The organism is Hydrocarboniphaga sp. FW305-C-57 (genome assembly GCF_058783045.1).
The window spans coordinates 521,457-545,698 of sequence record NZ_JBYSYG010000002.1 but is presented as its reverse complement, the minus strand read 5'-3'; the positions used below and the strand labels follow the sequence as shown (position 1 = coordinate 545,698).

The 24,242-nt window shown below is 66.7% G+C and carries 25 protein-coding genes; 13 read left to right on the top strand and 12 right to left on the bottom strand.

The features are described 5' to 3' along the window. Positions 1–12 precede the first annotated feature (12 nt). Complete coding sequence (locus AC3WUM_RS06760) at positions 13–1,623, top strand: inorganic phosphate transporter (RefSeq protein ID WP_492409435.1); 1,611 nt, start codon at positions 13–15, stop codon at positions 1,621–1,623. 8 nt (positions 1,624–1,631) lie between these two features. Here the strand turns inward: AC3WUM_RS06760 and AC3WUM_RS06755 are convergent, their stop codons facing one another. Then, on the bottom strand, positions 1,632–2,744 hold the full coding sequence (locus AC3WUM_RS06755) for a fatty acid desaturase family protein (protein WP_492409434.1): 1,113 nt from the start codon (positions 2,742–2,744) through the stop codon (positions 1,632–1,634). A gap of 247 nt (positions 2,745–2,991) precedes the next feature. Here AC3WUM_RS06755 and AC3WUM_RS06750 point away from each other — a divergent pair, with 247 nt between their 5' ends. Next, positions 2,992–3,549, top strand: coding sequence for a TetR/AcrR family transcriptional regulator (locus AC3WUM_RS06750; RefSeq protein WP_492409433.1), 558 nt, complete (start codon positions 2,992–2,994; stop codon positions 3,547–3,549). A gap of 472 nt (positions 3,550–4,021) precedes the next feature. On the opposite strand, the gene AC3WUM_RS06745 is transcribed toward AC3WUM_RS06750, so the two are convergent. The 3 genes from AC3WUM_RS06745 to AC3WUM_RS06735 are packed head-to-tail and all read right to left on the bottom strand — an operon-like array spanning position 4,022 to position 6,981. Further along, positions 4,022–4,927: a pseudouridine synthase gene (locus AC3WUM_RS06745; RefSeq protein ID WP_492409432.1), complete on the bottom strand. Its 906-nt coding sequence runs from the start codon at positions 4,925–4,927 to the stop codon at positions 4,022–4,024. Beyond that, positions 4,905–6,467 (bottom strand): NCS2 family permease, encoded by a 1,563-nt coding sequence (locus AC3WUM_RS06740; protein ID WP_492409431.1) that lies wholly within the window; start codon positions 6,465–6,467, stop codon positions 4,905–4,907. Before AC3WUM_RS06740 ends, AC3WUM_RS06745 begins: the two co-directional genes overlap by 23 nt. Positions 6,468–6,507: 40 nt before the next feature. Further along, a complete protein-coding gene (locus tag AC3WUM_RS06735) occupies positions 6,508–6,981 on the bottom strand; it encodes a DUF3574 domain-containing protein (RefSeq protein ID WP_492409430.1) in 474 nt (157 codons plus the stop codon). A gap of 268 nt (positions 6,982–7,249) precedes the next feature. Between AC3WUM_RS06735 and AC3WUM_RS06730 the strand changes: the two genes are divergently transcribed. The 9 genes from AC3WUM_RS06730 (at position 7,250) to AC3WUM_RS06690 (ending at position 15,001) form a co-directional block, all read left to right on the top strand. Beyond that, on the top strand, positions 7,250–7,840 hold the full coding sequence (locus AC3WUM_RS06730) for a peroxiredoxin (protein ID WP_492409429.1): 591 nt from the start codon (positions 7,250–7,252) through the stop codon (positions 7,838–7,840). Between the two features lie 172 nt (positions 7,841–8,012). Then, complete coding sequence (locus AC3WUM_RS06725; protein WP_492409428.1) at positions 8,013–8,444, top strand: heavy metal-responsive transcriptional regulator; 432 nt, start codon at positions 8,013–8,015, stop codon at positions 8,442–8,444. Then, positions 8,441–10,798, top strand: a complete 2,358-nt coding sequence (locus AC3WUM_RS06720) for a heavy metal translocating P-type ATPase (protein WP_492409427.1) — start codon at positions 8,441–8,443, stop codon at positions 10,796–10,798. The genes AC3WUM_RS06725 and AC3WUM_RS06720 overlap by 4 nt, the downstream gene beginning before the upstream one ends. A 145-nt stretch (positions 10,799–10,943) precedes the next feature. Next, entirely contained in the window at positions 10,944–11,261 is a 318-nt protein-coding gene (locus tag AC3WUM_RS06715; RefSeq protein ID WP_492409426.1) for a c-type cytochrome, read from the top strand. Further along, positions 11,258–12,517 (top strand): FCSD flavin-binding domain-containing protein, encoded by a 1,260-nt coding sequence (locus tag AC3WUM_RS06710; protein ID WP_492409425.1) that lies wholly within the window; start codon positions 11,258–11,260, stop codon positions 12,515–12,517. The genes AC3WUM_RS06715 and AC3WUM_RS06710 overlap by 4 nt, the downstream gene beginning before the upstream one ends. 10 nt (positions 12,518–12,527) lie before the next feature. Beyond that, positions 12,528–13,190 (top strand): MotA/TolQ/ExbB proton channel family protein, encoded by a 663-nt coding sequence (locus AC3WUM_RS06705; RefSeq protein WP_492409424.1) that lies wholly within the window; start codon positions 12,528–12,530, stop codon positions 13,188–13,190. After that, positions 13,187–13,786, top strand: a complete 600-nt coding sequence (locus AC3WUM_RS06700) for a hypothetical protein (protein ID WP_492409423.1) — start codon at positions 13,187–13,189, stop codon at positions 13,784–13,786. The genes AC3WUM_RS06705 and AC3WUM_RS06700 overlap by 4 nt, the downstream gene beginning before the upstream one ends. Continuing rightward, positions 13,783–14,301: a hypothetical protein gene (locus AC3WUM_RS06695; RefSeq protein WP_492409422.1), complete on the top strand. Its 519-nt coding sequence runs from the start codon at positions 13,783–13,785 to the stop codon at positions 14,299–14,301. Before AC3WUM_RS06700 ends, AC3WUM_RS06695 begins: the two co-directional genes overlap by 4 nt. A gap of 1 nt (position 14,302) precedes the next feature. Beyond that, entirely contained in the window at positions 14,303–15,001 is a 699-nt protein-coding gene (locus tag AC3WUM_RS06690; protein WP_492409421.1) for a hypothetical protein, read from the top strand. Here the strand turns inward: AC3WUM_RS06690 and AC3WUM_RS06685 are convergent. Then, complete coding sequence (locus tag AC3WUM_RS06685) at positions 14,940–15,908, bottom strand: LysR substrate-binding domain-containing protein (protein WP_492409420.1); 969 nt, start codon at positions 15,906–15,908, stop codon at positions 14,940–14,942. The genes AC3WUM_RS06690 and AC3WUM_RS06685 overlap by 62 nt on opposite strands. A gap of 126 nt (positions 15,909–16,034) precedes the next feature. Here AC3WUM_RS06685 and AC3WUM_RS06680 point away from each other — a divergent pair, with 126 nt between their 5' ends. Further along, a complete protein-coding gene (locus AC3WUM_RS06680) occupies positions 16,035–17,174 on the top strand; it encodes a TDT family transporter (RefSeq protein ID WP_492409419.1) in 1,140 nt (379 codons plus the stop codon). Positions 17,175–17,259: 85 nt separating this feature from the next. On the opposite strand, the gene AC3WUM_RS06675 is transcribed toward AC3WUM_RS06680, so the two are convergent. Continuing rightward, a complete protein-coding gene (locus AC3WUM_RS06675) occupies positions 17,260–17,685 on the bottom strand; it encodes an organic hydroperoxide resistance protein (RefSeq protein ID WP_492409418.1) in 426 nt (141 codons plus the stop codon). 257 nt (positions 17,686–17,942) lie between these two features. On the opposite strand from AC3WUM_RS06675, the gene AC3WUM_RS06670 reads away from it, so the two are divergent. Next, positions 17,943–18,356, top strand: coding sequence for a MarR family winged helix-turn-helix transcriptional regulator (locus tag AC3WUM_RS06670; protein ID WP_492409562.1), 414 nt, complete (start codon positions 17,943–17,945; stop codon positions 18,354–18,356). A 3-nt stretch (positions 18,357–18,359) separates the two neighbouring features. On the opposite strand, the gene AC3WUM_RS06665 is transcribed toward AC3WUM_RS06670, so the two are convergent. The 6 genes from AC3WUM_RS06665 to AC3WUM_RS06640 form a co-directional block, all read right to left on the bottom strand. Next, positions 18,360–18,755, bottom strand: a complete 396-nt coding sequence (locus AC3WUM_RS06665; RefSeq protein WP_492409417.1) for a hypothetical protein — start codon at positions 18,753–18,755, stop codon at positions 18,360–18,362. A gap of 419 nt (positions 18,756–19,174) precedes the next feature. Next, complete coding sequence (locus tag AC3WUM_RS06660; protein ID WP_492409416.1) at positions 19,175–20,107, bottom strand: quinoprotein relay system zinc metallohydrolase 1; 933 nt, start codon at positions 20,105–20,107, stop codon at positions 19,175–19,177. Further along, positions 20,104–20,910 (bottom strand): quinoprotein dehydrogenase-associated SoxYZ-like carrier, encoded by an 807-nt coding sequence (locus AC3WUM_RS06655; RefSeq protein ID WP_492409415.1) that lies wholly within the window; start codon positions 20,908–20,910, stop codon positions 20,104–20,106. The genes AC3WUM_RS06660 and AC3WUM_RS06655 overlap by 4 nt, the downstream gene beginning before the upstream one ends. A 107-nt stretch (positions 20,911–21,017) precedes the next feature. Continuing rightward, positions 21,018–21,914 (bottom strand): substrate-binding periplasmic protein, encoded by an 897-nt coding sequence (locus AC3WUM_RS06650; RefSeq protein WP_492409414.1) that lies wholly within the window; start codon positions 21,912–21,914, stop codon positions 21,018–21,020. Further along, positions 21,901–22,347, bottom strand: a complete 447-nt coding sequence (gene pedF, locus AC3WUM_RS06645) for a cytochrome c-550 PedF (RefSeq protein ID WP_492409413.1) — start codon at positions 22,345–22,347, stop codon at positions 21,901–21,903. Before pedF ends, AC3WUM_RS06650 begins: the two co-directional genes overlap by 14 nt. A 91-nt stretch (positions 22,348–22,438) precedes the next feature. Beyond that, the gene (locus AC3WUM_RS06640) at positions 22,439–24,238 is read right to left on the bottom strand and encodes a methanol/ethanol family PQQ-dependent dehydrogenase (RefSeq protein WP_492409412.1); all 1,800 of its coding nucleotides are present in this window, start codon (positions 24,236–24,238) and stop codon (positions 22,439–22,441) included. Positions 24,239–24,242: the final 4 nt, after the last annotated feature.

Genomic DNA, 24,242 nt, shown 5'->3' with positions numbered 1-24,242 from the left:
ATCCCTGGCGCCATGAGCTCTGCTTCTCTCGCTACTCCGCCGCTGGCGACCCCTTCGCGACCGCAGCTCGATCGCAAGCCCGGCATCGTAACCGTGATCCTGTTCGTCGGTCTGCTCGGCGCCGGTCTGCTGTTCACCGCGATCAGTCTGGTTTCCGATGTCAGCGAGGCCGGCGCGCGCAGCACCACGCTGGTGCCGTTCTTCCTGCTCGGTGTCGCGCTGCTGATCGCGCTGGGCTTCGAATTCGTCAATGGTTTTCACGACACCGCCAACGCGGTGGCCACGGTCATCTATACACACTCCTTGCCGCCGAGCTTCGCCGTGGTCTGGTCGGGCTGCTTCAACTTCATCGGCGTGATGGTGTCGAGCGGCGCGGTGGCCTTCGGTATCATCGCGCTGCTGCCCGTGGAGCTGATCCTGCAGGTGAGCTCGGGCGCCGGCTTCGCGATGGTGTTCGCGCTGCTGATCGCGGCCATCGTCTGGAACCTCGCGACCTGGGCGCTCGGCCTGCCGGCTTCGTCCTCGCACACGCTGATCGGCTCGATCATCGGCGTCGGCATCGCCAATGCGCTCATGCACGGACGCGATGGCACCAGCGGCGTCGATTGGGCGCAGGCGGCCAAGGTCGGCTATTCGCTGCTGCTGTCGCCGCTGATCGGCTTCGGCTTCGCCGCGCTGATACTGCTCGCGCTGCGCACGCTCGTGAAGAAGCGCGAGCTCTACGAGGAACCCAAGGGCAACATGCCGCCGCCGTGGTGGATTCGCGGCCTGCTGATCGCCACTTGCACGGGCGTGTCGTTCGCGCACGGCTCCAACGATGGTCAGAAAGGCATGGGCCTGATCATGCTGATTCTCGTCGGCACGGTGCCGATGGCGTATGCGCTCAATCGCGCGATGCCGGAGCGCGAAGTCGCGCATTTCGTCGAAATGGCGCAGGCGACGCAGCAGTCCCTGATGCAGCGTTCGCCCGCGAATGCACCGACCGATTCGCGCGCCACGCTGACCGAATACGTGCGCACCAAGGAGTTCAATCCGGCCGTGCTGCCGGCGCTGGCGTCCATCGCCGGCAGCATCGGCGAGCAGGTGCACGAGCACGGCTCGCTCGCGCGCCTGCCGGCCGATGCGGTCGCCAACGTGCGCAACGACATGTACATCGCCTCCGAGACGATTCGCTTCCTCGACAAAAACCATCACGGCGATCTCGGTCAGGACGAAACCGCCAGGCTCGGCGCGTTCAAGAAGGAGATCGACAACGCCACCAAGTTCATCCCGCTATGGGTCAAGGTCGCCGTCGCGATCGCGCTCGGACTCGGCACGATGGTGGGCTGGAAGCGCATCGTCGTCACCGTCGGCGAGAAGATCGGCAAAACGCATCTGACTTACGCGCAGGGCGCTTCGGCGGAACTCGTGGCGATGATGACGATCGGCGCGGCGGACGTTTATGGCCTGCCGGTGTCGACGACGCACGTGCTGAGTTCCGGCGTCGCCGGAACCATGGCGGCGAATCGCTCGGGCCTGCAGATGTCGACCATCCGCAATCTGCTGATGGCCTGGGTGCTCACGCTGCCCGCGGCGATTCTGCTGTCGGGTTCGCTCTACTGGCTGTTCACGCAGCTGATGTAAGCGCGCGCTTACCGGGCGCGCCAGCGGATCATCGCGGAATCTTCCGCCTTGGTGCTTCGCGCGGCGGCGAGCAACTCGCCGACCGCGGCGAAGAAGCTCTCGCGTCCGGTGCCGTGATACGGCGAATCGGCCGGCAGCAACAATGACAATCGGCGATGCGCCTCGCCGAGCTGGTGATAGGGCATCATCGGAAACAGATGATGCAGCGCGTGATAGCGCAGCCCGACCGGGAACAGCAGCACCGTGAGCCAGTTCTGGCCGGTGATGTTGATCGAATTGACGAACTGGTCCGCGTGGCTCATGCGATCGCCACGGTTGTCGTAGCGATGCGCCGCGAGATTGCGCACCCAGTTGAGGCTCAAGGTCCAGGCCATCAGCACGTAGGCCATGAGCACCTGCGTGCCGCTGATCGCGCGCGCGTAGATCAGTGCTGCAAGTGCAACGAGATAGATGAAGCACAGCGCCTCGACGAAGCTCAGGTGCGACTGGTCGCGCTTCGGAAAACGCTTGCGATAGTACGGATTCGACACCGCGGCCGAAGTGGCCGTGAGCACCCATTCGCGCAGGCCGCGATGAAACCAGGACAGCGGCCCGAGAATGCCGAAGCGCACGAGCGTGAAGATCGGCAGCAGCGGCGCCTGCGCGAGGTACTTCAGCGTCTCGCGCAGCGGCGAGGCGGCGAGCGGCAGGTATTCGCCGTCGTCGGGCGAACCGAAGTGCCTGGCGCTGTGGTGATCGACGTGATTGCGATACATCACCCAGGGCATCAGCAGCGGAATGCCCTGCAGCAGGTTCCAGGCACGGCCGAACCAGACCATCTGTCCGGGCGGGAAATGCACGATTTCGTGGATGAAGGTGCCCGCGCGGAAGAACAGCACGCTCGCGACCAGAAATGCCCCGATCTGCAGCGCACTCCAGGCCGGTGCCAGGAAATACACCGCGGTCGCCGCCCAGGCGATGCCGATGCTGAGCAAAAAGTCGGTCCAGTAGATCGCGGGCGAGCGCACGTACAGATCGCTGACGATGCCGCGTGCCTGCTTGAGCCAGGCCGGGTCGCGATTGCTGAAATGCAGCGCATCGGGCGAGGCGATGGTGACGGATGCGGGAAGAGGGGCATTCATGCCGGCCAGCTCCTGATGCGGCAAAAGAGAGGCGACGAGGGGCTCGTCGATCGCGTTGCGAGCGGGCTGCGGCTCCCTTTTGGCGTCACGACGAGGCCTTCGTCGGTCGGCATACTGCAGCCTTCGGAACGCGTTGAACTTTTCAATATACATACTGTATATCGACTCTATGCCTGTCAAGCCTCCACGCCAGCCGTACAGCAGTCGCGTCCGCGAAGCCGCAGCGGACGAGACCCGCTGTCGCATCGTGGCTGCGGCTCGCACGCTGCTCGCGGGCGGCGAGGGCCTGCCGGCGTTTTCGGTCGACGGCGTCGCCCGCCAGGCCGGGGTCACGCGGCTGACGGTCTACAACCAGTTCGATTCGCGTTGCGGACTGCTCGAAGCGGTGTTCGACGACCTTGCCCGCCAGGGCGGCATGTGCGAGTTGCCGGCAATTTTCGCGGAGCCCGATCCGGCCAAGGCTTTGCGGAGCTTCGTCCACGTGTTCTGCCGTTTCTGGGCGAACCACGGCGTGGTCGTTTCACGCTTCGCGGCAGTCGCCAAGATGGACGAGGAAGTGGCCTGCGGCCTGCATCGGCGCACCGAGCAGCGTCGCGTAGCGCTGAGCGAACTGATTGGCCGACTCGTTACGGTGCCGTGCCCGCAGGCCGCGGCCGAGCTTGTCGACGTGCTGTTCGCGCTCACGAGCATCGAAATGTACGAAGCCCTGAGTGTGAGTGGACGCCCGGCGGAGGCGGTCGAACGGCTGATCCAGGGACTGGTCGCTCAAGCCTTGCACGCTGTATCAGCGACGCACCCTGCGTAGCGACGCTCGCGGCGCACAGCCGCCACGGCAATCGAACACCCCAAAAAGCCAAGGCCCATCGACACTTGCGTGTGGACGGGCCTTTTGTCTCCTCTCGCACCTCGCTCTCGACTGCGCGAGAGTTCTTTCAAGGCGAGGTCCGAACGGAGGAAATCAATCCGATCGATGCTCGCGATCAACGGGACGGATTCTGCCTGCCCTTCGCAGCCGGATCAACTGGTATGGCTGGCGCGGCTTTTGCTCGAATTTCGACAAGAATAAAAAAGTTGTCGAAATCTATTTACATGTAGGTAAGTTATCCGTATATTTCGCTCCATCAGGCACGTCGAACTTTTGGTTCCGGCCTAACCAGTCTCCTCCAGAAGGGCTACGCGCCCTTCTCGCACCTTGGCCCCCTTCTTGGGGGCTTCTTTTTGTCCGGCGTCCGGACGATTCCTCTCAGAAATTCCGCCTGCAAGGCTTGCTCGGGCCATCAAAGCTCGAAGCGGCTGGCGAATTCGCGGTGCTCGCCGCTGACCGGATCTTCGAAAGCCAGGCCGCGGGCGAGCAGCTTGAGCGGTTTGGCGTCGTCGTCTTCGGCTGGGTCCAGCAACTGCGGATACCAGCGATCGTTCCGGATCGGGATTCCAAGCGCGGCCATGTGCACGCGCAGCTGATGCTTCTTGCCGGTCTGCGGCCGCAGCCGATAGCGGCCGGTGTCGCCTCGCGTTTCGATGAGATCGATCCGCGTATGCGCGTTCGGCTCTCCATCGATTTCGCGCATGCGGAAGAACGGCTCGCCGGCGACGAGGCGGCTGCTTCGCTGCAAGGGGAATCGATGCGTCGACGACAGCGGCGCAAGCGCCTCGTAGACCTTGCCGATGCGTCGCCCGGCGAACAAGGCGCTGTAGGCCGCACGCGTGCGCTCGTCGATCGAGAACAGCACGAGGCCGGCGGTCTCGCGATCGAGACGATGCAGCGGCGTCAGCGCTTCGATTCCGGTTTCGAGCTTCAGTCGCGTGAGCAGCGATTCGCGCACGAAGCGGCCTGCGGGCATCGTCGGCAGAAAATGCGGTTTGTCGACGACGAGCAGATGGGCGTCGCGATGCAGGATGTGCGCTTCGAACGGAATGCGCGGCTCGTCTTCGACCTCGCGGTAGTAGCGCACGACTTGCCCTGGGACGAACGCTGCGTCGGCGCGCAAGCACTCACCGCCAGCATCGAAAACCTTGCCCTGCCGCAGGCGCGCGAGCCAGACCTCGCGGCCGATCCGCGGAAAGCGCTCGTCGAGGAAATCGATCAGCAGCGCCCAGTCGCCCGGCGGCAGCTGGATGCTGCTGTGTCCGACGCCGGGCTGCATCGCGTGTGCGAGCCGCTCAGCCGTGGCCGGCGGCGTCATCCTGGACCGTGAGCCAGCGCGCCGACACGAACACGAGCGCCATCAGCGCATAGGCCCAGACCCACGGCCAGGCCGGCTGCAGCTGCAGCACGGTGTCGGCCGGCGTGTACCGATAGCCGTGCATGAGGCCGGTCGCAGAAACCGCGGCGGCGATGCCGCACCAGATCGCGGCGCGCAGGAACTGGCGCTCGATCACCGCGACCGTCATCGCCGACAGGATCATCGCGGTGAACACCACGCCCTGCTCGAGTGCGAAGGCGCCGGTGATGTGCACGTCGCCTTGCAGAAAGCCCGGCACGATGTCGGCGCCGAGCGCATGTTCGGGCGAGCCGATGCCGGCCGCGCGCAGGCCGGACTTGGCCATGATCGAGCCCCAGGTCGCGAGCCCCGGCAGGATGCCGATGACGACCGCCGGTGCGTGATGCGTCGGCGTCGCCTGGAATGCCTGCGCGGTCATGACGATGCCGATCCACAGCAGGATCGCCATGCCGGCCTCGACCGGCATCGCCCAGGCGACGTGCGCGATGGTGCCGGTGAAGCAGAGCAGGGCGATGAAGAGGCCCGAGAGCGCCGAATAGCCCGCGCGCGCGCCCATCGCCTTCCAGCCCGGGTGGCCGATGTAGAGCGTGGTCGGGAAGCAGGAGCCGAACGCGGCCGCCGCGATCGAACCGAGCCCGTTCACCGCGAGCGAAGGCCTGGCGGCGAACTTGTCGCCAGCGGCTTCGGCCGATTCGAGGTTCTGCATCGAGCCGGCGACGATGAACAGGCCCATCGGCAGGATGATCGCGAAGTAGCTCAGCAAAAAATCGCCACGGAACGAGGCGAGCAGATCGCCGATGACCGGAATCGGCAGCGCGAGCGTCGGCGCCCCCGGAGCCGGGCCGACCGGCGCGAGGCCCGTTCCCCAGGCCAGCGCGGTGCCGAGCGCGACCGCGACGAGGCCCACCGGCAGGCCGCCGCGGAATTTCACGCGGCCGAAGTAGCCGAGCAGGATCACCGCGAGCGTCGTGAGCCCGACCACGGGCGTCGCATAGGCGCGAAACAGAAAGCCGAGCGAGATGAAGGCGAGCGCGAGGCCCGCGAGCGTCGACAGCAAGGCGGCGCGCGGCGTGGCGCGGCGGATGCGATCGACGACGGTGGCGCCGAGCAGCTCGATCACGCCGCAGCTGAAGCAGGCGAGCAGGCCGGCCTGCCAGGCGACGCGCGCCGGGTCGGCTGCGCCCGCGGTGGTCGCGGCGAGCTTGGCCGGCAGCATGACGAGAAACACGAAAGTGAAGACGGTGACCGCGTTGAGCCCATATGGCAGCGCGCAGACATCGTCGCGATGCTCGGCACGCGCGAGCTGCAGGGCTTGCCAGGCGTAGTAGAGGTTGCCGACCAGCAGTGACACCGCCGCGCCGGGCAGGATGCGCCCGACGACGAGCTCCTCCGGAAAGCCGAGCACGTAGCGGCACAGGCCGGACAACACCAGCAGCAGGATCAGATTGTCGAGCGCGAGCCCGAAGAAACCGTCGATGTCACCGCGGACGAACAAGCGCATGTCGAATCCAGTCATGCTACAAAAGGGGAGCGGCGTCCGCTCAGAACGACACGTCGGCCGGCTGGGTCACGCGCAGCACCGACAGATCGCCCGTGAGTTTCTTCCAGGCACTGCGAATCTGCTCGATCTTCGCATCGTTGACGGCACTGGACTCATGCAGCAGCACGACGACTTTCGACCGCAGGCGCTCGGGTGCGGGCGCGCCCTGGTTCTGCCACTGGCCGTAGATGTCGAACACGCTGAGCCCGCTCGGGAAGCGCGTCGAAATCTCGCGATCGAGGAACGCGCGCCAGCCGGCTTCGTCGACTCCCTTTCGGGCGTCGTCGGCCGGGCCGGTGGCGAAATAAAGCTCGGTGCGCAGCCAGTTCTGCGTCTGCGCCGGATGCGTCGCGTCGCCTTGCAGGCGCGAGGGCGTGCCGTCCGGGCCTTGCAGCGACGGCGCGGCACAGCCTGCGAGGAGCAGCAACAGCGAGGCGCTGGCGTGCGATGCGAACGAACGAGTCAGTGGGTTCATCGATGGATACCTGCAACTGCAGAGGGCCTGGTGACGGAGCGCAGTCGCCGATGCGCGGCGCGTTATAGCGCTAAATTCGCCGCGCATGAACCGCTGGCTTTGCTCGAGGGCGATCCGCGCCGTTCGAGAAAGCCGCCGGATCAGCGCGCGCCACGGCCAGGAATTGCAAAGCCGGTCACGAGGTCTATAAAAGGTCGCTGAGCCGCTGATCGGCGCATCCGATCGCAGCGTCACTGCGGCCTTCCACTCCACGACCGTGAGCCATCCCATGATCCGTTTCGCCCATCGCATCGCCCCTCTCGCACTGCTCGCCGCCTGCGTCTCGCTGCCGGCCGCCGCCGCGCTCAAGCAGGGCGACACCGCGCCCGATTTCCAAACGCAGGCCTCGCTGGCCGGCAAGGCCTTCACGTTCTCGCTGAAGGACTCGCTCAAGAAAGGCCCGGTGGTGGTGTACTTCTATCCGTCCGCGTACACGGGCGGCTGCAACATCCAGGCGCATACCTTCGCCGAGAAGAGCGGCGAGTTCGCGGCCGCGGGCGCCACCATCATCGGCGTCTCGCTCGACAGCATCGAGCGTCTCAACGATTTCTCGGCCGATCCGGACTACTGCGCGGGCAAGTTCCCGGTGGCGTCGGACAAGGACGGCAAGATCTCCAAGTCCTACGACCTCGCCGTGCGCGAGGCCAGCACCGGCAAGAAGGATTCGCGTGGCGTCGAGATCGACCACGGCTTCGCCGAGCGCACCACCTTCATCGTCACGCCCGACGGCAAGATCGCGAGCACGCTCGGCGGGCTCGCGCCCGCGGCGAACGTCGAGCAGGCCTTGCAGGCCGTGCGCGACATCGCAGCCAAGCGCTGACAGGCTCCGCTGCGGATTCGCTCGCGCCCGGCGCGCTGACGCTGATCGGGCTCGCCAGAGCCAGCGATGGCGATCCCGTGCGTCTTTCTCCCGATGCAGCGGCGCCCCCTCTTGACCCTGGATTTCACTCCAGGGTTTAGAGTGGGCGCCTCGCTTTCATTGGGAGGACGCCATGTCCGCTCTGAGCATCGGCGAGGTCGCCAAAGCGGCCGAGCTGCCGATCGATACGATTCGCTACTACGAAAAGGCCGGGCTCATTCCGCCGCCGCAGCGGCGCGAATCCGGTTACCGCATCTACACACGCGACACCGTGGGCCGGCTGCGCTTCATCCGCCGCGCCAAGGAACTCGGCTTCACGCTCGCGGAGATCACCGAGCTGCTCGATCTGTCCGCGCAAGGCGCGCAGGACATGGGCCGCATGCGCGCGGCGGCCCAGCAGAAGCTCGCGGTGGTCGAGGACAAGCTGCGCGAGCTCGAACGCATGCGCGCGGCGCTGCATCAGCTCGTCGAAGCCTGCCCGGGACACGGCGCGCTCGCCGAATGTCCGATCGTGCAGGCGCTCAGCGGCGAGCGGCCGGCTGAGCGCAGCGGAGCGCAGGCATGAGCGACTGTTGCGGAAATGCGGGCCACAAGCCGCATGCGCAGGCCGCGCATGCGGGTGCGATGGCGGTGCCGGCGAAGGCGATCGATCCGGTCTGCGGCATGAGCGCCGATCCGGCCACCGCGCCGTTCCACGATCACGCGGGCCAGCGCTACTGGTTCTGCAGCGAAGGCTGCCGCAAGCGCTTCTCGCAGAGCCCGCAGCGCTATCTAGGCCCGAGCACGGACCAAGCCGCGCCAGCCGCGCCGCCCGGCACGATCTACATCTGCCCGATGCACCCGGAAGTGCGCCAGGACCATCCGGGCAGCTGTCCCAAGTGCGGCATGGCGCTCGAGCCCGAGATGCCGTCGCTGACCGAGACCGACAATCCCGAGCTCGCCGACTTCACGCGCCGCTTCTGGTGGAGCCTGCCGGCCAGCGCGATTGTGTTCGTGCTCGCGATGTTCGGACATCGGCTCGGCGTGCCGGCCGCGATCGGCCCCTGGATCGAACTGGCGTTCGCGACGCCGGTCGTGCTGTGGGCCGGCTGGCCGTTCCTGCAGCGCTGCGTGCAATCGATCGCGGGCCGCAATCCGAACATGTTCACGCTGATCGGCATCGGCGTGAGCGCGGCGTATGGGTACAGCGTGATCGCCTTGCTGCTCGCCGTGTTCGCGCCGCAATGGCTGCCGCAGACGATGACGGGCGGCATGCACGGCGGCGTTGCGGTGTACTTCGAAGCCGCGGCCGTGATCGTCTCGCTGACCTTGCTCGGGCAGCTGCTCGAACTCAAGGCGCGCGCACGAACCTCGGAGGCGATCCGCGCGCTCATGCGGCTCGCACCGAAGACCGCGCTGCGCATCGAAGCCGACGGCCAGGAGCGCGAAGTCGAACTCGAATCCGTGCGTGTCGGTGATCGCCTGCGCGTGCGTCCGGGCGAGAAGCTGCCGGTCGACGGCAAGCTGCTCGAAGGCAGCAGCCACATCGACGAATCGATGCTCACGGGCGAGTCGATGCCGGTCGCCAAGAAGCCTGGCGATTGCGTGACCGCCGCGACGATCAACGGCAGCGGCGGCCTCGTGGTGCTCGCCGAGCGCGTCGGCAACGACACCTTGCTCGCGCAGATCGTGCAGATGGTCGCGCAGGCGCAGCGCTCGCGCTCGCCGATGCAAAGGCTCGCCGACGTCGTGAGCCATTGGTTCGTGCTCGCGGTGCTGCTGGTGTCGCTGCTGAGCCTGCTCGGCTGGGGCCTGCTCGCGGGTGCGTGGATGCAAGGGCTCGTCAACGCGGTGGCCGTGCTGATCGTCGCCTGCCCCTGCGCGCTCGGTTTGGCGACGCCGATGTCGATCATGGTCGCCTCGGGACGCGCCGCGAGTCTCGGCGTGCTGTTCCGCGATGCGGAGGCGATCGAGAACCTGCGCCGCGTCGATACGCTCGTGATCGACAAGACCGGGACGCTGACCGAGGGCACGCCGCAGGTCCGCGAGGTGCAGGTGTTCGACACCCGCAGCGAGGACGAGCTGCTGCAACTCGCCGCGAGCCTCGATCGCAGCAGCGAGCATCCGGTCGCCAAGGCGCTCGTCGCCGAAGCCAGGCAGCGCAATCTGCGGCTCAAGCCGGTGCCGGATTTCGAGGCCATCGCAGGCGCGGGCGCGCGCGGACACGTGGGGCATTCGATGATCGTCGTCGGCAATGCGGCGATGCTCGAAGACGCTGGCGTCTCGCTGGCGGCGGCGCGCGATGTGCTCGCCACGCAGGACGCCTCGCTGAGCCGCGTCTTCGTCGCGGTCGACGGCCAGCTCGGCGGCCTGATCACGGTGGCCGACGCGATCAAGCCCTCGACGCCGCCGGCGCTCGAGAAGCTGCGCGCGCTCGGCCTGCGGATCGTGCTCGCGAGCGGCGACGCCGACGCCACCGCGCGCTCGGTCGCCCAAACGCTGGGCATCGGCGAAGTGCATGGCAACGCCCGGCCGCAGGACAAGGCCGCGCTCGTCGCGCGCTTGCAGCAGCAGGGCCGCGTCGTCGCGATGGCCGGCGACGGCATCAACGACGCGCCGGCGCTCGCGACTGCGAACGTCGGCATCGCGATGGGCACCGGGACCGACGTCGCCATGCAGAGCGCGCAGCTCACGCTCGTGCGCGGCGATCTGCTCGGCATCGAGCGGGCGATCGCGCTGTCGCGCGCGACCGTGCGCAACATGCGGCAGAACCTCGGCTTCGCGCTGCTCTACAACGGGCTCGGCGTACCGGTCGCGGCCGGCCTGCTGTATGCGCCGCTGGGCTGGCAGATGTCGCCGATGCTCGCCGCGCTCGCGATGAGCCTGAGTTCGGTTTCGGTGATCAGCAACGCGCTGAGGCTGCGCGCCGTCAGACTGTAGGCCGGTGGCGGCGGCAACGCCGCCAACCCGCCGGCGCGATGACGCGTAGCATCCGCTCGTGGCACAGCTCCTGCTAATGGGGCGCGCACCCGACGAGCTTCTCCGATCGAGAGAGAGGCCGCGAACACGAGGAGACGTCTTGCGAGTGCTAGCGCTTTCGACGGCGATTGCCTGCGCGATGCCGGCGCTGTCCGCTGCCGCGGCCGGCCCGTCGACGCCGCTCGCGCTCTCGTGCACGACTTGTCATGTGTCATCGATGACACAGGCTGCATCGATCCCGTCGCTTTCCGGCTTGTCTCCGCTGCAGATCGCCGAGGCCTTGCGCGACTATGCGAGCGGCGAGCGCAAGGGCACGATCATGCCGCGGCTCGCGCCCGCGCTCAGCGAGGCGGACATCGCGGCGCTGGCAGCCTACTTCGCCCGCGGCGGGTCCGAAGCGCCAGACGCGGAGCAGGCGCCATGATCTCGCGCCGCCATTTGCTGGCCGGCGCGGGTGCCGGCCTGCTGTTGCACACGAGCCGATCGCGCGCCGCGGGCACGGCGCGCGTCGTCGTCATCGGCGGAGGCTTCGCGGGCGCGGCGTTCGCGCGTCGCCTGCACGCGCTGGAGCCGCAGGCGCAGATCACGCTGATCGAACGCCGGCGCTCGTTCTATACCGGGCCGCTCTGCAACACCGTCGTCGCGGGTCTCGAGCCCGCAGGCTACGTCGAGCGCAGCAGCCGCGCGCTCGGCAGGCACGGCATTCGCTACCTCGAAGCCGAGGTCATCGGGATCGATCCGGTTTCCAGGCGCGTGCGGACCGCGCAAGGCCACGCGCTGCAGGCCGATTTCCTCGTCGTCGCACCAGGTGTTTCGATGCGCTGGGATGCGATCGAAGGGCTCGACGAGCGCAGCCAGCACACGCAGCCGCACGCCTGGCTCGGCGATGCGCAGCTCACGCAGCTCGCCAGGCGCGTCGCCGCGCTCGACGACGGCGCGGTCGTCGCGATCGCCTCGCCGCCGAATCCCTATCGTTGCCCGCCGGGTCCCTACGAGCGCGCGAGCCTGATCGCCTGGGCGCTGCAACAGCGCGGACACAAGCGCAGCAGAATCCTGATCCTCGACGCCAAGGACGATTTCGCCAAGAAGCCGCTCTTCGAATACGGCTGGGATCTGCTCTATCCGGGTGTCGTGCAATGGCATTCGCGCAGCAGCGGGGGCACGGTCGTCGCGACCGATCCACGAGGTCACTGGCTGCGCACCGAGAACGGTGAGCGTGTGAACGCCGATCTGTGCTGCGTGATTCCGCCGCAGCGCGCGGGCGACATCGCGGTCAAGGCCGATCTCGTCGACGACACACAGTGGTGTCCGGTGCAGGCGCAAGGGCTCGAGTCGAAGCGTCATGCAGGCGTTTACGTGATCGGCGATGCGGCCGCGATCGCGCCGGTTCCGAAATCGGCTTTCGCCGCGCACAGCCAGGCACAGCTCTGCGCGCTCACGATCGCGGCACGCATGAGCGGCGAAGCGCCGCCGGAGCCGCGGCTGATCAACACCTGCTACAGCGTGCTCGCTCCGGACTACGCGATCTCGGTCAGCGCAGTCTATGCGCCGGCCGATGCGGGCTTCGGCGCGCAGCATTCGGGCATGAGCCCGCTGCAAGGCGACGCGGCCTTGCGCAAATCCGAATATCACCAGGCACGAGAATGGTATGCACACATCACGCAGACCTGTTTCGGTTGACGAGGCCGCGATGAACGACGATGTCCCCGCCTCGCTGCGCGAGAGTCCGCAGCAGACCTTCCTGCTCTGGCTCTGCCTGAGCCTGCTCGCCGCGTTCATCGTGCACGTCTGCTGGACGCTCGATGTCCTGCAGCACGTGATCGTCAGCGATCAGTCGCGCATCACCGTGATCCTGCTGCTGCTCTACGTGGCCTGCGTCGCGCATGGCGGCTGGCGCGCCTGGCAGCTGTCGGCGCAGCATGCCTCGCTCTCGGCCTTGCGCGCGGGCGACAGCGCAGCGGCGCATGACTCCTGGGCCGGCCTGCATCTGCGCGCACTTTCACTGCCCGGAGCCGATCAGGCTTCGCTCAACGAAGTGCTCGTCGAACAGGCGCGCGGCACGCACGAGTTCGGCTGGTTCATGGCCGGTGCGATCCTCAAGCTCGCGCTGCTCGCGACCGTGGTCGGCTTCATGATCATGCTCAGTGCGATCAACTCGCTGTCGGTGCGCGAGTTCGCCGACCTGCCGCAGATGCTCGCGCAGATGGGCTCGGGCATGGGCGTCTCGCTCTACACCACGCTCGTCGGCCTGCTCGTCAACATGGCGCTGTCGCTGCAATACCTGCTGCTCGATCGCTCGGCCGATCGCTACATCGCGCAGGCCTTGCTGTTTGCGCCGAGCCCGCGCGCATGAGGCGTCGCAACGTCGGCCGGCACGATCACGATCCGTTCACGGATCTGCTGTTCGACATCCTGCTCGGCTTCACCTTCATGTTCGTGATCGCGGTGACCGCGCTGAATCCGCCTGCCAAGAAGAAGGGCGAGATTCCGGCGAAAGCCGAGATCATCATCACCACCACCTGGCCCGACGGAAACCCGGACGACGTCGACACCTGGGTGCAGGCACCCGATGGCGAGGTGGTCTGGTTCCGCAACCCCGATGCGGGCCTCATGCATCTGGATCGCGACGATCGCGGCGCCGACAACGACCGCATCACCATCAACGGCCAGTCCGTGGTCAACCCGCTAAACCAGGAAGTGGTGACCGTGCGCGGCACGGTGCCGGGCGAATACACGGTCAACGTTCACTGCTATCACTCGACCAGCGAAAAGCCCGTGCCCGTGCAGATCAGCGTGGTGAAAGTGAATCCGGTGCTCGAAGTCGTCTACTACGGCAGCGTCGAGCTCGCCGGACAGGACAGCGAGCGCACCGCCGTGCGCTTCTCGGTGGCCGAAGACGGCCGTATCTACAAGCTGCATACCTTGCCCAAGTCTCTGGTGACTTCATGACCTCCGATCTCGTGCTGCTCGTCGTGCTCTACGCCGGCGTTGCGCTGATGGCCTGCTGGCTCGCTGCGGTTTCGCGCATGCCGGTGCTGCTCAAGCTCATCGCGATCGTGCTGGTCGGCGCGAGCGATTTCGTCTGCTGGCAGCTCTGGCGCGACGCCACCGGCTGGCCGACCGCAGAGCCGATGCCGAAGAATTTCCTGTTTCACGCCGCCACGATCGAAGAGCCCGACGAGCATTCGGGCAGCAAGGGCAGCCTGCTGCTCTGGCTCACGACGCTGAAGGACGAGGGTCCGGATGGCCCGCCGCGTTCGTATCGCGTGCCGTACAAGCGCTCGCTGCACGAGCAGGTGCAGCTCGCGATGGACCGCATGCGCGAAGGGCATCCGCAGATCGGCTCGCTCAAGGAAGACGACGGCAGTGAGCAAGGCCGTGGCCGCGGCCTGTTCTCGATCGAGGAGCCGCCGCCGGATTTCGAGCTGCGGACCTTGCCGGCGCCCGCCTTGCCGGAGAAGTGAGATGCCTCGCGCGCTCCTGATCGCCGCTTGCATGTTGCTGTCGGCCTGCGGAAAAGAACCGCAGCCGGACTACTTTCCGCTCAACGAAGGCTATCGCTGGCAATACCGCGTGAGCGAGTCGAACCCGCTCGTGAGCCGGCGCCTGCCTTTGAGCATGGAGAACCTCGGCGCGCGCAAGCGCGACGGCGTGCGCTACTGGCTGCGTCGCAGCAGCGAAGGCAACGAATACTGGCTGCGTATCGACGGCGATGGCGTGCAGCGCAGCGGCGCGCGCTCGTGGCTCGATGCTCCACCTGCGGTCGATGGACCGCCGCAGACGGTGCTGCCGCCCAAGCTCGTCGTCGGCGCCGAATGGAACGCGCAGACGCGGCCTTACATCCTCGAGCGCGCGATTCCGTTTCGCGAGCGCTTCACGCAGGACGAATCGAAGAACATCGAGCTGCGCATGCGGCTCGCGAGCGACGACGAAGTGGTCGAAACACCGGCCGGGCGCTTCGAACATTGCCTGCGCGTGGAAGGGCAGGGGCGCCTGTTCGTGCTCGCCGATGCGCGCATCGGCGCATCGGAAGTGCCGATCACGCACACCGAGTGGTATGCGCCGGGCGTCGGCCTCGTGAAGCTGCATCGCACCGAGGAGCTCAGGACCGAGCAGATCGTCGGCGGTGAGGTGAGCCTGGAGTTGCTGCGCTTCGAGCGCTGAGCGCTTCGGGCGGCTGCCGCGCCAGCAGCCAGCTCTCGAACGCGGCGAGCACCGCGCCGTCGAAGCTGCCGCGCCTCGTGATGCGCCAGAGCTGGCGTTCCAGCGTCAGCATCGGGGCGTGCAGGGCGACGAGCCGGCCTTCGCGCAGATCGTCCGCGATCGCGAGCACCGGCAGGCAGGCGGCTCCGAAGCCCTGGATCACGGCTTCCTTGACCGCTTCGGCGTCGTTGAAGGTCTGCGTCGCTGGCAGAGGGTCGAGGCCGGCGGTGCGCACGGCCTGATCGAGCAGCTCACGCGTGCCCGAGCCGGGCTCGCGCATGATCCACGGCAGCGCGCGCAGCCGGGTCGCGTCGAGCTTGCGCTGCGCCGCCTGCGGGCTGCCGCGGCCGACGACGATCTCGAGCCGGTCGCGCTGCCATGGAGCCGAAACGATATCGGCGTGGTTCACGCGCCCTTCGACGTAGCCGACGTCGGCCTCGTGCGCGAGCAGGGCCTGTACCGCGACCGCGGTATTGCCGATGTGGCAATGCACGCGCGCCTGTGGATGGGCGTGTGCGAAGGCGGCGATCGCCGGTGCGAGCAGATAACAGCCCGCGGTCTGGCTCGCGCTGATGCGCAGCTCTCCGCGCAGGGCCTCGCCGGTCCCGCCGAGCAGCGTCGGCAGCGCCTGCACACGGACGAGCAGATCGCGCGCCTCGCTGGCGAGCAGCCGACCGCGTTCGGTGAGTTTCAGGCTGCGGCCACGGCGCTCGAACAGGGCGGTGTCGAGCTGACGTTCGAGCTGGGCGATCGCCATGCTGGCGGCCGACTGCGACAGGTGCAGGGCCTGCGAGGCCCGGGTGACGTGGCCGGAGCCGGCGACGGCGAGAAAGATTTCGAGCTGGCGCAGCGTGATCGGGGTGCTCATGGGTTCTTCCTGAGCCAATCGCATATCGATTGGATTGATGGATTTTAGAAGAACAATGCGTTGGACCGATGATGGAGCCGGGTTCGATGATGCCGGCCTCGCGTTTCCACACCGTCTCCGTACGCCATGCCTGCCTCGATATCCGCCGTCACCGGCCGCCTTCCGCCGATCGAAATCGTCCGCCGTTTCACGCCGAACTGGTTCACGGTGACCATGGGCACCGGCATCCTGTCGCTCGCGATCGAGCGCCTGCCGCAGCGCGGGCCGTTTCTGCATGCGCTTGCCGAATCGCTGTGGCTGCTCAATGTGCTGCTGTTCGCCGTCTGCGCACTGACGTATGCGGCGCGCTGGCTGCTGTTCCCTTCGGAAGCCAGGCGCATCTTCGAGCACGGGACCATGAGCCTGTTCTTCGGGGCGGTGCCGATGGGCTTGGCGACGCTCGTCAACGGCCTGCTCGTCTTCGGCGGTGCGGGCGCGCTCGGACTCGCAGAGGCCTTGTGGTGGATCGACGCGGCGATGGCTGCGGGCTGCGCGGTGGCGATTCCGTACCTGATGTTTACGCGCCACGATCACCGGCTCGAGACCATGACCGCACTCTGGCTCATGCCGGTGGTCGCCTGCGTGGTCTCGGCGGCCTCGGGTGGCCTGCTCGTCGCCAGGCTGTCGCCGTCGGCCGCGGCCGATCGCGTGTTCTGGCTCAGCTACGGGCTGTGGGCGATGTCGATGCTGCCGGCCTTCGGCATCCAGGCCGTGCTGTTCCTGCGCATGGCCCTGCACAAGCTGCCGGCGCGCGACGCGGCCGCCACCTGCTGGCTTTCGCTCGGCCCGGTGGCGACGGCCGGATTCGCCCTGCTCACGCTCGGCGACGCGGCGCCGACGACGCTCGCGGTGCAGGCGGCTCCGCAGCTCGGCGCGGCGGCCCGCGACTTCGGCTTGATCGCGGCCGCCTTGCTCTGGGGCGGCGCGCTCTGGTGGTTCGCGCTCGCCGCGCTGATCACGATCGGCTATCTGCGCCGGGGCCTGCCGTTCAATCTCGGCTGGTGGGCGTTCACGTTCCCGATCGGCAATTTCGCCCTGTGCTCGTTCGCGCTCGGAGCGCATACGGGCGCCGCGTTCTTCGGCGCTTGCGGCTGCGCGCTGGTGATGCTGCTCGCCGCGATCTGGCTCGTGGTGGCAACGCGAACGCTGCGCGGCGCCTGGCGCGGCCAGCTGTTCGTCGCCCCCTGTCTGGCGGGCTTGAACGAAGAAGGGCGGGCGATCGTCTAGATCACCCGCCCGTCGTTGCGATGCCCTTGAGGCCGGGGGAAACGCGGCTCAAGCCGCCGCGATCGCGACGCTCAACCGGCGCTCCCTAGATGACGTTGAGCTTCACGTCGATGTTGTTGCGTGTCGCGTTCGAGTACGGGCAGACCTGATGCGCCTTCTCGACCAGCGCACGGGCCGCTTCGGCGTCGAGGCCGGGTAGGGAGACGTCGAGCGAGATCTCGAGGCCGAAGCCGCCTTCGTCGCGCGGGCCGATGCCGACCGTCGCCTTCACCGTCGCATCGTTCGGAACCTTCGGGCCGCCTTGCGAGGCGACGAACTTCATCGCGCCGATGAAGCAGGCCGAATAGCCGGCAGCGAACAGCTGTTCCGGATTGTTGCCGGCTCCGCCGCCACCGCCGAGTTCCTTGGGCGTGGTGAGCTTGACGGTCAGGCTGCCGTCTTCGACGACGGACTGGCCGTCACGGCCGCCGGTGGCGGTTGCGGAGGTGCGGTAGAGGACTTTGGTGGACATGGTGGACTCCTTGTCGGTGGGCTTGGGTGTGAGTTGGTGCGACAAATATTGCGGAAAATTAAATTGTGTGCAAAGTAATTTATAGCGATAAAGAGAGGGACTCTTATGCAATTAAATTGCGCGCAATACAATCGAAGGCAGTTGCACTCCAGCCCATCCGGTCCCCCGTCATGCCCAAATCAGCCTCCCGATCTTCCGCTTCCCAGAGTCCGGTCCCCGCGGTGGGCGAAGCGCAGATCGACCTGCTCAAGCTCGACATGCAGCTCTGCTTCGCGGTCTATTCCACCGCACTCGCGTTCAATGCCGTCTACAAGCCGCTGCTCGATCCGCTCGGGCTCACGTATCCGCAGTACCTCGTCATGCTCGTGCTGTGGGAGCGCGATGGCGTGCCGGTGAAGGAGATCGGACGCCTGCTGCACCTGGATTCGGGCACGCTGACGCCCTTGCTCAAGCGGCTCGAAGCCGCGGGCCTCGTGCAGCGCGGCCGCGATCCGGCCGACGAGCGCCAGCTGCAGGTCACGCTGAGCGCGGCTGGCCGCGCCCTGCGCGAAAAAGCGCAGGCGGTGCCGATCGGCGTCGGCACCGCCTGCGGGCTCGGCGCGGGTGATCTGATCGATCTGCGCGATCGCCTGCTCGCCTTGCGCGAGCGGCTCGACGGCGCGGCCGACTGAGCCTTATTGCGCGATCGGGTAGAACAGCAGCGCGAGGATTCCAAGTCCGCTGTACATGGCAATCTCGGCCGTCTCGGTCCACGGCTGGATGCGCTGGATCGCGCCCCAGATGTGCACCACGACCATGAAGCCGGCGACGCCGAGCAGCACCTGGAACGTGAACTCGATGCCTTCGCCGCTCAGCGCGGCACGCAGCATCAGGGCTTCGACGATGAGGATGAAGGCGCCGAGGCAGCGGCCGAAGTAGACGGCGAGGTCGGTGTGTTCGGGGATCCGCCATTGGAACCAGCGCGCCCAGGTCAGCGGGATCAGGAAGATCGGGCCGGCGAAGACGAGCGTGGTGACGATCGTCAGGATCAGCAGGAAGGTTTGGGCGTGGGTGTGATAGATGCCGATCATGTGGTGTCTCCCCTTGGTGGTGTGTTGCCTTGTGGTTTTAGGTGCAGCTGAGCGTTGAGAGTTTTTGACCTCGCCGGTCGGGCCTGCTTTCTTTGCTCCTGCAAAGAAAGCAGGCCCGAAGTCCAGGGGGTGAACATCTACGGCACGGCTAGCGGCTCGCTACGCCTCGATGCAAGTTGTTGTCGATTTTTCTCTCTCCCGCTCGCGGGAGAGAGTCCCGCCGAAGGCGGGGAGAGAGGGTGGCTCCGTAAAGTGAGCGCACTTTCCGAGCTTCCCCTCTCCCGGTCCTTCGGACCACCCTCTCCCGCATGCGGGAGAGGGGACATGTGCTATTGCCGTTTTCCAAGGCGCGTCATCAGGAGCTCAGAAGCTCGCTCCGGATGCTCAGCTGAACCCAGCGGCAAAGCGCCAACCAAACCCTACTGCGCCGGCGCCAACGCCTCCAACTCCATCGCCGGATACAAATGACTCACCGACCGCGTGTGCTCCTCCTGCACTACGGCGAGCTTGCGAAACCGCTCCGGGATCGGCTGATTCGCCACCTCCATCATGTCGAGCCCATTCGCCGCCGCTTCATGCAGCGAGTCGCGCAGCCACGCCAGGTACGCGCGCGTCTCCGCTATCGCCTCGGGCCCGCGCACGACCGGCCCATGTCCGGGCACCAGCGTCTGAAAATCGATCTTCTGCAAGGCGTCGAGCGCCGCGAGCCATTTTGCGATATCGGCATTCGGCGTCGTCGCGGCGCGATGGAAGAACACCAGATCGCCCGCGAACAGCGTGCGCGTGGCTTCGTCGTACACCGCGAGATCGGCCTCGGTGTGGCCTTGCAGCGGAATCAATCGAAGCTTGCGTCCGCCGATCACGCGCTCGCCGGTTTGCGTGAGGGCTTCGGGCTTGCGCACTTCGGTTCCCTGCATCCAGGCGCCGACGAGCCGGTACAAATTGGCCGACAGCGTCTCGCCTTGCTCGGCGACCGCGGCGACGGTCTGCGGCAAGGCTTCGATCTTGATTCCGGCAAAGGCCTGGTTGCCGAGAAAGTGATCGGGATGCGCATGCGTGATGAGCACTTCGACGATCTTTTTTCCGCCGCTGTGCGCTTCGATCTGCCGGCGCATCTGCTCGCCGTACTGCTTCGACGGGCCGCTGTCGATCACGACCACGCCATCGCGTCCGACGATGAAGCCGGTGTTGGCGATGTTGCCGCCGTTGCTGCGCGTGAAATGCTCCTGCAGGCCTTCGAACCACCAGACGCCATCGGCGATCGGCTGCGGCGTGAGCGCGTAGTCCGGCGCGTTCGCCGCGCCCGCATGGCAGCACAGCGGCAACAGCAGAGCGCAGAGCCAGCGCTTCACTTGGTGGCTCCAGTCGCGACGGTGGCCTCTATCAGATTGCCCTGGATGTCGCGTCCGCTGACGACGACGCTGCCTTGCGATTGCAGGTCGAAACTGAGCATCGGGTTTTCCGATACCGGCTCATACGGCTTGAGCACCGCGAGCTCGGCGCCCTTGGCGTCACGCAGCGTGAGCGACTCGATGTGAAACACCGGAATGCCCGGCGCGAGGCCCGTGTCCATCGGATGGATCACGCGAATGCGCAGGCGTTCGCTGCCATTCTTCTGCGGCCAGATGCGCCCGCTGACTTCGCCGAGCTGGTCGTGCCAGAGCCCGCCACCGGTTCCCATGCTCGGCGCCGTGCAGCCGCCGCCGGCGGCGCTGAGCCAGGCCCCGCCGAGATGCCAGACGCCATCACGCGTCTTCATCGCGGCGCGTACGGGCGTGGATTGCTCGACCTTGAAACGGAACTGCAGGTTCGGCTTCGCGCGCTTGGGGAAATATTCGAGGATCTTCGGCAGCGGATTCAGATCGGCGTAGACGAGCACCTGCTCGACACCGTCGAGGCCATCGGCGCTGATCTCCACCGGAACCGCGAGCGGATCTTCCGCGGACGCTGGCATGATCACGCGTACGCGATCGTCGATCACCACGGGCGAGTCGCCGAGATAGCGCTTGGCCATGAAGGCCCAGACCGGCGATCGCAAGGGATCGTCGGGCAGTTTGCCGTCGGCGAGCGCAGGGCTCGCGAACAGCGTGGTCGCGATGACGAAGCTGGCCGCTCTCCTCAGACCGGCGCCGCGTCCTGTGCTGCGATTGCGCATGGCATCGCCTTGTCGTTGGTCGGCTCGCGCCGTTGTGAAAACCCCGATCGCGGCGCGCCGTCCGCTACGCCGCGATCGAATATCCCGATGAAATCCTCTGGCGCGGCTCAGTCGTTCACGGCCACGATCTTCGGCTCCACGCGCCTGACGCCGTAACGCTGGTAAATCGTATCGATCTGGCCGCTTTGCCGCAGTGTCGCCATCGCCTTTTCGAGCGCGGCACGCAGTTGCGGATTGCCGGCCTTGATCGCCATGCCCACGTCCCAGCTGCTGCGGAACAGGCCGACGAACTCGCTGATGTCGAGCTCCGCCGCCGACTGCTTGCGCGCGGACAGCGCGCCTTCGAGCTGGCCGCGCGGGGCCATCACCGCATCGACTTCGTTGTTGAAATAAGCGTCCACGGCTTCTTCGACCGTGGCCTTGCGCACCGCGGCGCTGGCCAGGCGGCCGTTGAAGCCGCCGCTCAGGTAGTAATCGCTGATCGAGTCGTTTTCGACCGCGACCTTGTGGCCCGACAGGCTCAGCGGCGAATCGAGCTTCTCGATCACGTCGCTGTGATAGATCACCGCAACCGTCTCGCGCTGATAGGCGTTGAACAGATCGGCCTTGTCGTTGCGCTTGACGTATTCGGGGTCCATGCCGAGGTGCAGCATCAGGTCCGAGGCGCTGCCGTTGATCAGCGGGCCGCGCCAGATGTTCGTGCGCAGATCGTCGTTGCTGTCTTCGCCGGCGGTCACCGGGTTGAGGATCAGCTTGACGCCGAGCTGCTGCGCGAGCGCGCTGGCGATGTCGACGTCGATGCCGGTGTAGCGCCCGCCCTCACCCGCGTACGAGTAGGGCGGAAAGTCGCGATAGACGGCGACGGACATCTCGCCCTTCTCGCGGATCTTCTGCAGGCGGTCTTCGTCCTGCGCGCCCGCGGTGAAGCTCACGGCGCTGGTGGCCAACGCGGCCACCAGCGTGATCGATACGGTGAGGAGTCGGCTGTGCTTATTCGTCCACATGCACGGAATCCAGGTAGCTGCGAATGGCCCAGATGGCTGGTTCGCTGAAGGTGCCTTCGAACGGCGGCATGTAGGTTACGCCGTTGCGGACGCTGCCATGGCGGATGCGCTGGCTGAAGATTTCGTCGCCATCGACGCCGGCCGGCAGCATGCGCAGGTCCGGGGCGATGCCGCCCGACACGGCGCCGAGGCCATGGCAGCGCGCGCAATTCTGGTTGTACGCCGAAGAGCCGATCTCGACGGCCTTGGCGACGACCTTCTTGTCCTTGTTTCCGCGATACGGGTTTTCTTCGAGCGGGCCCTGGACCTGTGGCAGGCCGTCGGTGTTCACGGCCTGCGGAACCACGTCGCCGTGCGCGAATGCGAGTCCCGCGGCGCCCAGCGCGGAAGCCGTGAGAAGAACGAGGGCGGATTTGGAGAGCAGCGAGCGCATGGGTTTTTACCTTTGTGTTTGCGAAGACTTAGGACATCGGAACTGAAAGAAAAACGGAGGCCCCTTTGCAGGGACCTCCGTCGTTGAAGCTTTACTTGGCAGCGGTCTGCGACTTGTGCAGCTTGAACACCCAGAGCATGCCGCCCTGGCTGATGCTCTTGACCTTCTTGGCCACTTCACCGCCCCAGAGCGGAACCGCACCGCCCCAGCCGGAAGCCACGGCGACGTACTGCTCGCCGTCTTCTTCCCAGGTGATCGGCTGGCCGACCACGCCCGAGCCGGTCTGGAACTTCCAGACTTCCTTGCCCGTCTTGGCGTCGAAGGCCTTGAGGAAGCCCTCGGGCGTGCCGGTGAACACGAGGTTGCCCGCCGTGGTCATCACGCCGCCCCAGAGCGGAGCCGGGTTCTTGTACTCCCAGACGATCTTGCCGGTGGCCGGATCCATCGCGCGCAGGGCGCCGATGTAGTCCTCGTAGAGCGGCTTGATGGTGAAGCCGGCGCCCAGGTAGGCCGCACCCTTCTTGTAGGTGATCGGCTCGTTCCAGATATCCATGCCCCACTCGTTGGCCGGCACGTAGAACAGGCCCGTGCCCTGGTTGTAGGCCATCGGCATCCAGTTCTTGCCGCCCAGGAAGGACGGAGCGGAGAACACGGTGCCGCCCTTCTCGGCCGAACCCGGGTTGCCCGGACGCGTATCGGCTTCGATCGGACGGCCGGTCTTGAGGTCCACACCCTTGGTCCACGACTGCTTGGTCACGAACGGCGAGGCGCTGATGAGCTTGCCGTTGGTGCGATCGAGCACGTAGAAGAAACCGTTGCGGTCGGCCTTGCCGCCGGCCTTGATGGTCTTGTTGCCGCTCTTCAGATCGAACGGAATGAACTCGTTCACGCCGTCGAAATCCCAGCCGTCATGCGGCGTGGACTGGTAGTGCCAGACGATCTTGCCGGTCTTCGGGCTGATGGCCAGCGTCGACGACGAGTACAGGTTGTCGCCCGGACGCAGGTGCGAGTTCCACGGCGCCGGGTTGCCGGTGCCGCAGAAGATCAGGTCGACGTCGGCGCCGTAGGTGCAGCCGAGCCAGGTCGCCGCGCCGCCGGTCTTCCACTGGTCGCCCTGCCAGCTCGCGTTGAGCTTGCCGGTGATGCCGTTGTCCTTGCCGTTGAGCGTGCCCATGTGGCCCTCGACGGTCGGACGCGACCACACCAGCTTGCCGGTCTTGGCGTCGCGCGCGTCGACGCGGCCGACGATGCCGAACTCGCCGCCCGAATTGCCCGTGACGACCAGGCCGTTGACGATCAGCGGAGCCGCGGTAGCCGAATAGCCGGCCTTGTAGTCGTCGGTCTTTTCGCTCCAGACCACCTTGCCGGTGTCCTGATTCAGCGCGACGAGCTTGGCGTCGAGCGTGGCGAAGATCACCAGATCGTCGTACAGCGCGGCGCCGCGGTTGACCACGTCGCAGCAGGGCATGATGCCGTCGGGCAGGCGGGCCTCGTACTGCCAGAGCTTCTCGCCGGTCTTGGTGTCGAGCGCCCAGATGCGCGAGTAGGAGCCGGTGACGAACATCTTGCCGTTGTAGACCAGCGGCTGGGTTTCCTGGCCGCGCTGCTTCTCGTCGCCAAACGAGAAGCTCCACGCCGGAACCAGGTCGCCGATGTTGTCGCTGGTGATCTTGGTCAGCGGGCTGAAGCGCTGGCCGCTCTGGCCCATGCCGACGGTCAGCACGTCACCGGTGCTGGTGGCGTCACCCGACACCATCGAGTCGGTGACGCCGGCTGCCTGCGCGCTGCCGGCGGCAGCGAGGCCGGCAATGATCAGTGGAAGCAAGGAAGTTGCAGAACGGCGCCAGCGAGCGCCCCCCTTCGAATCGGATTTATCCAAGCGTTCAAACATTGTT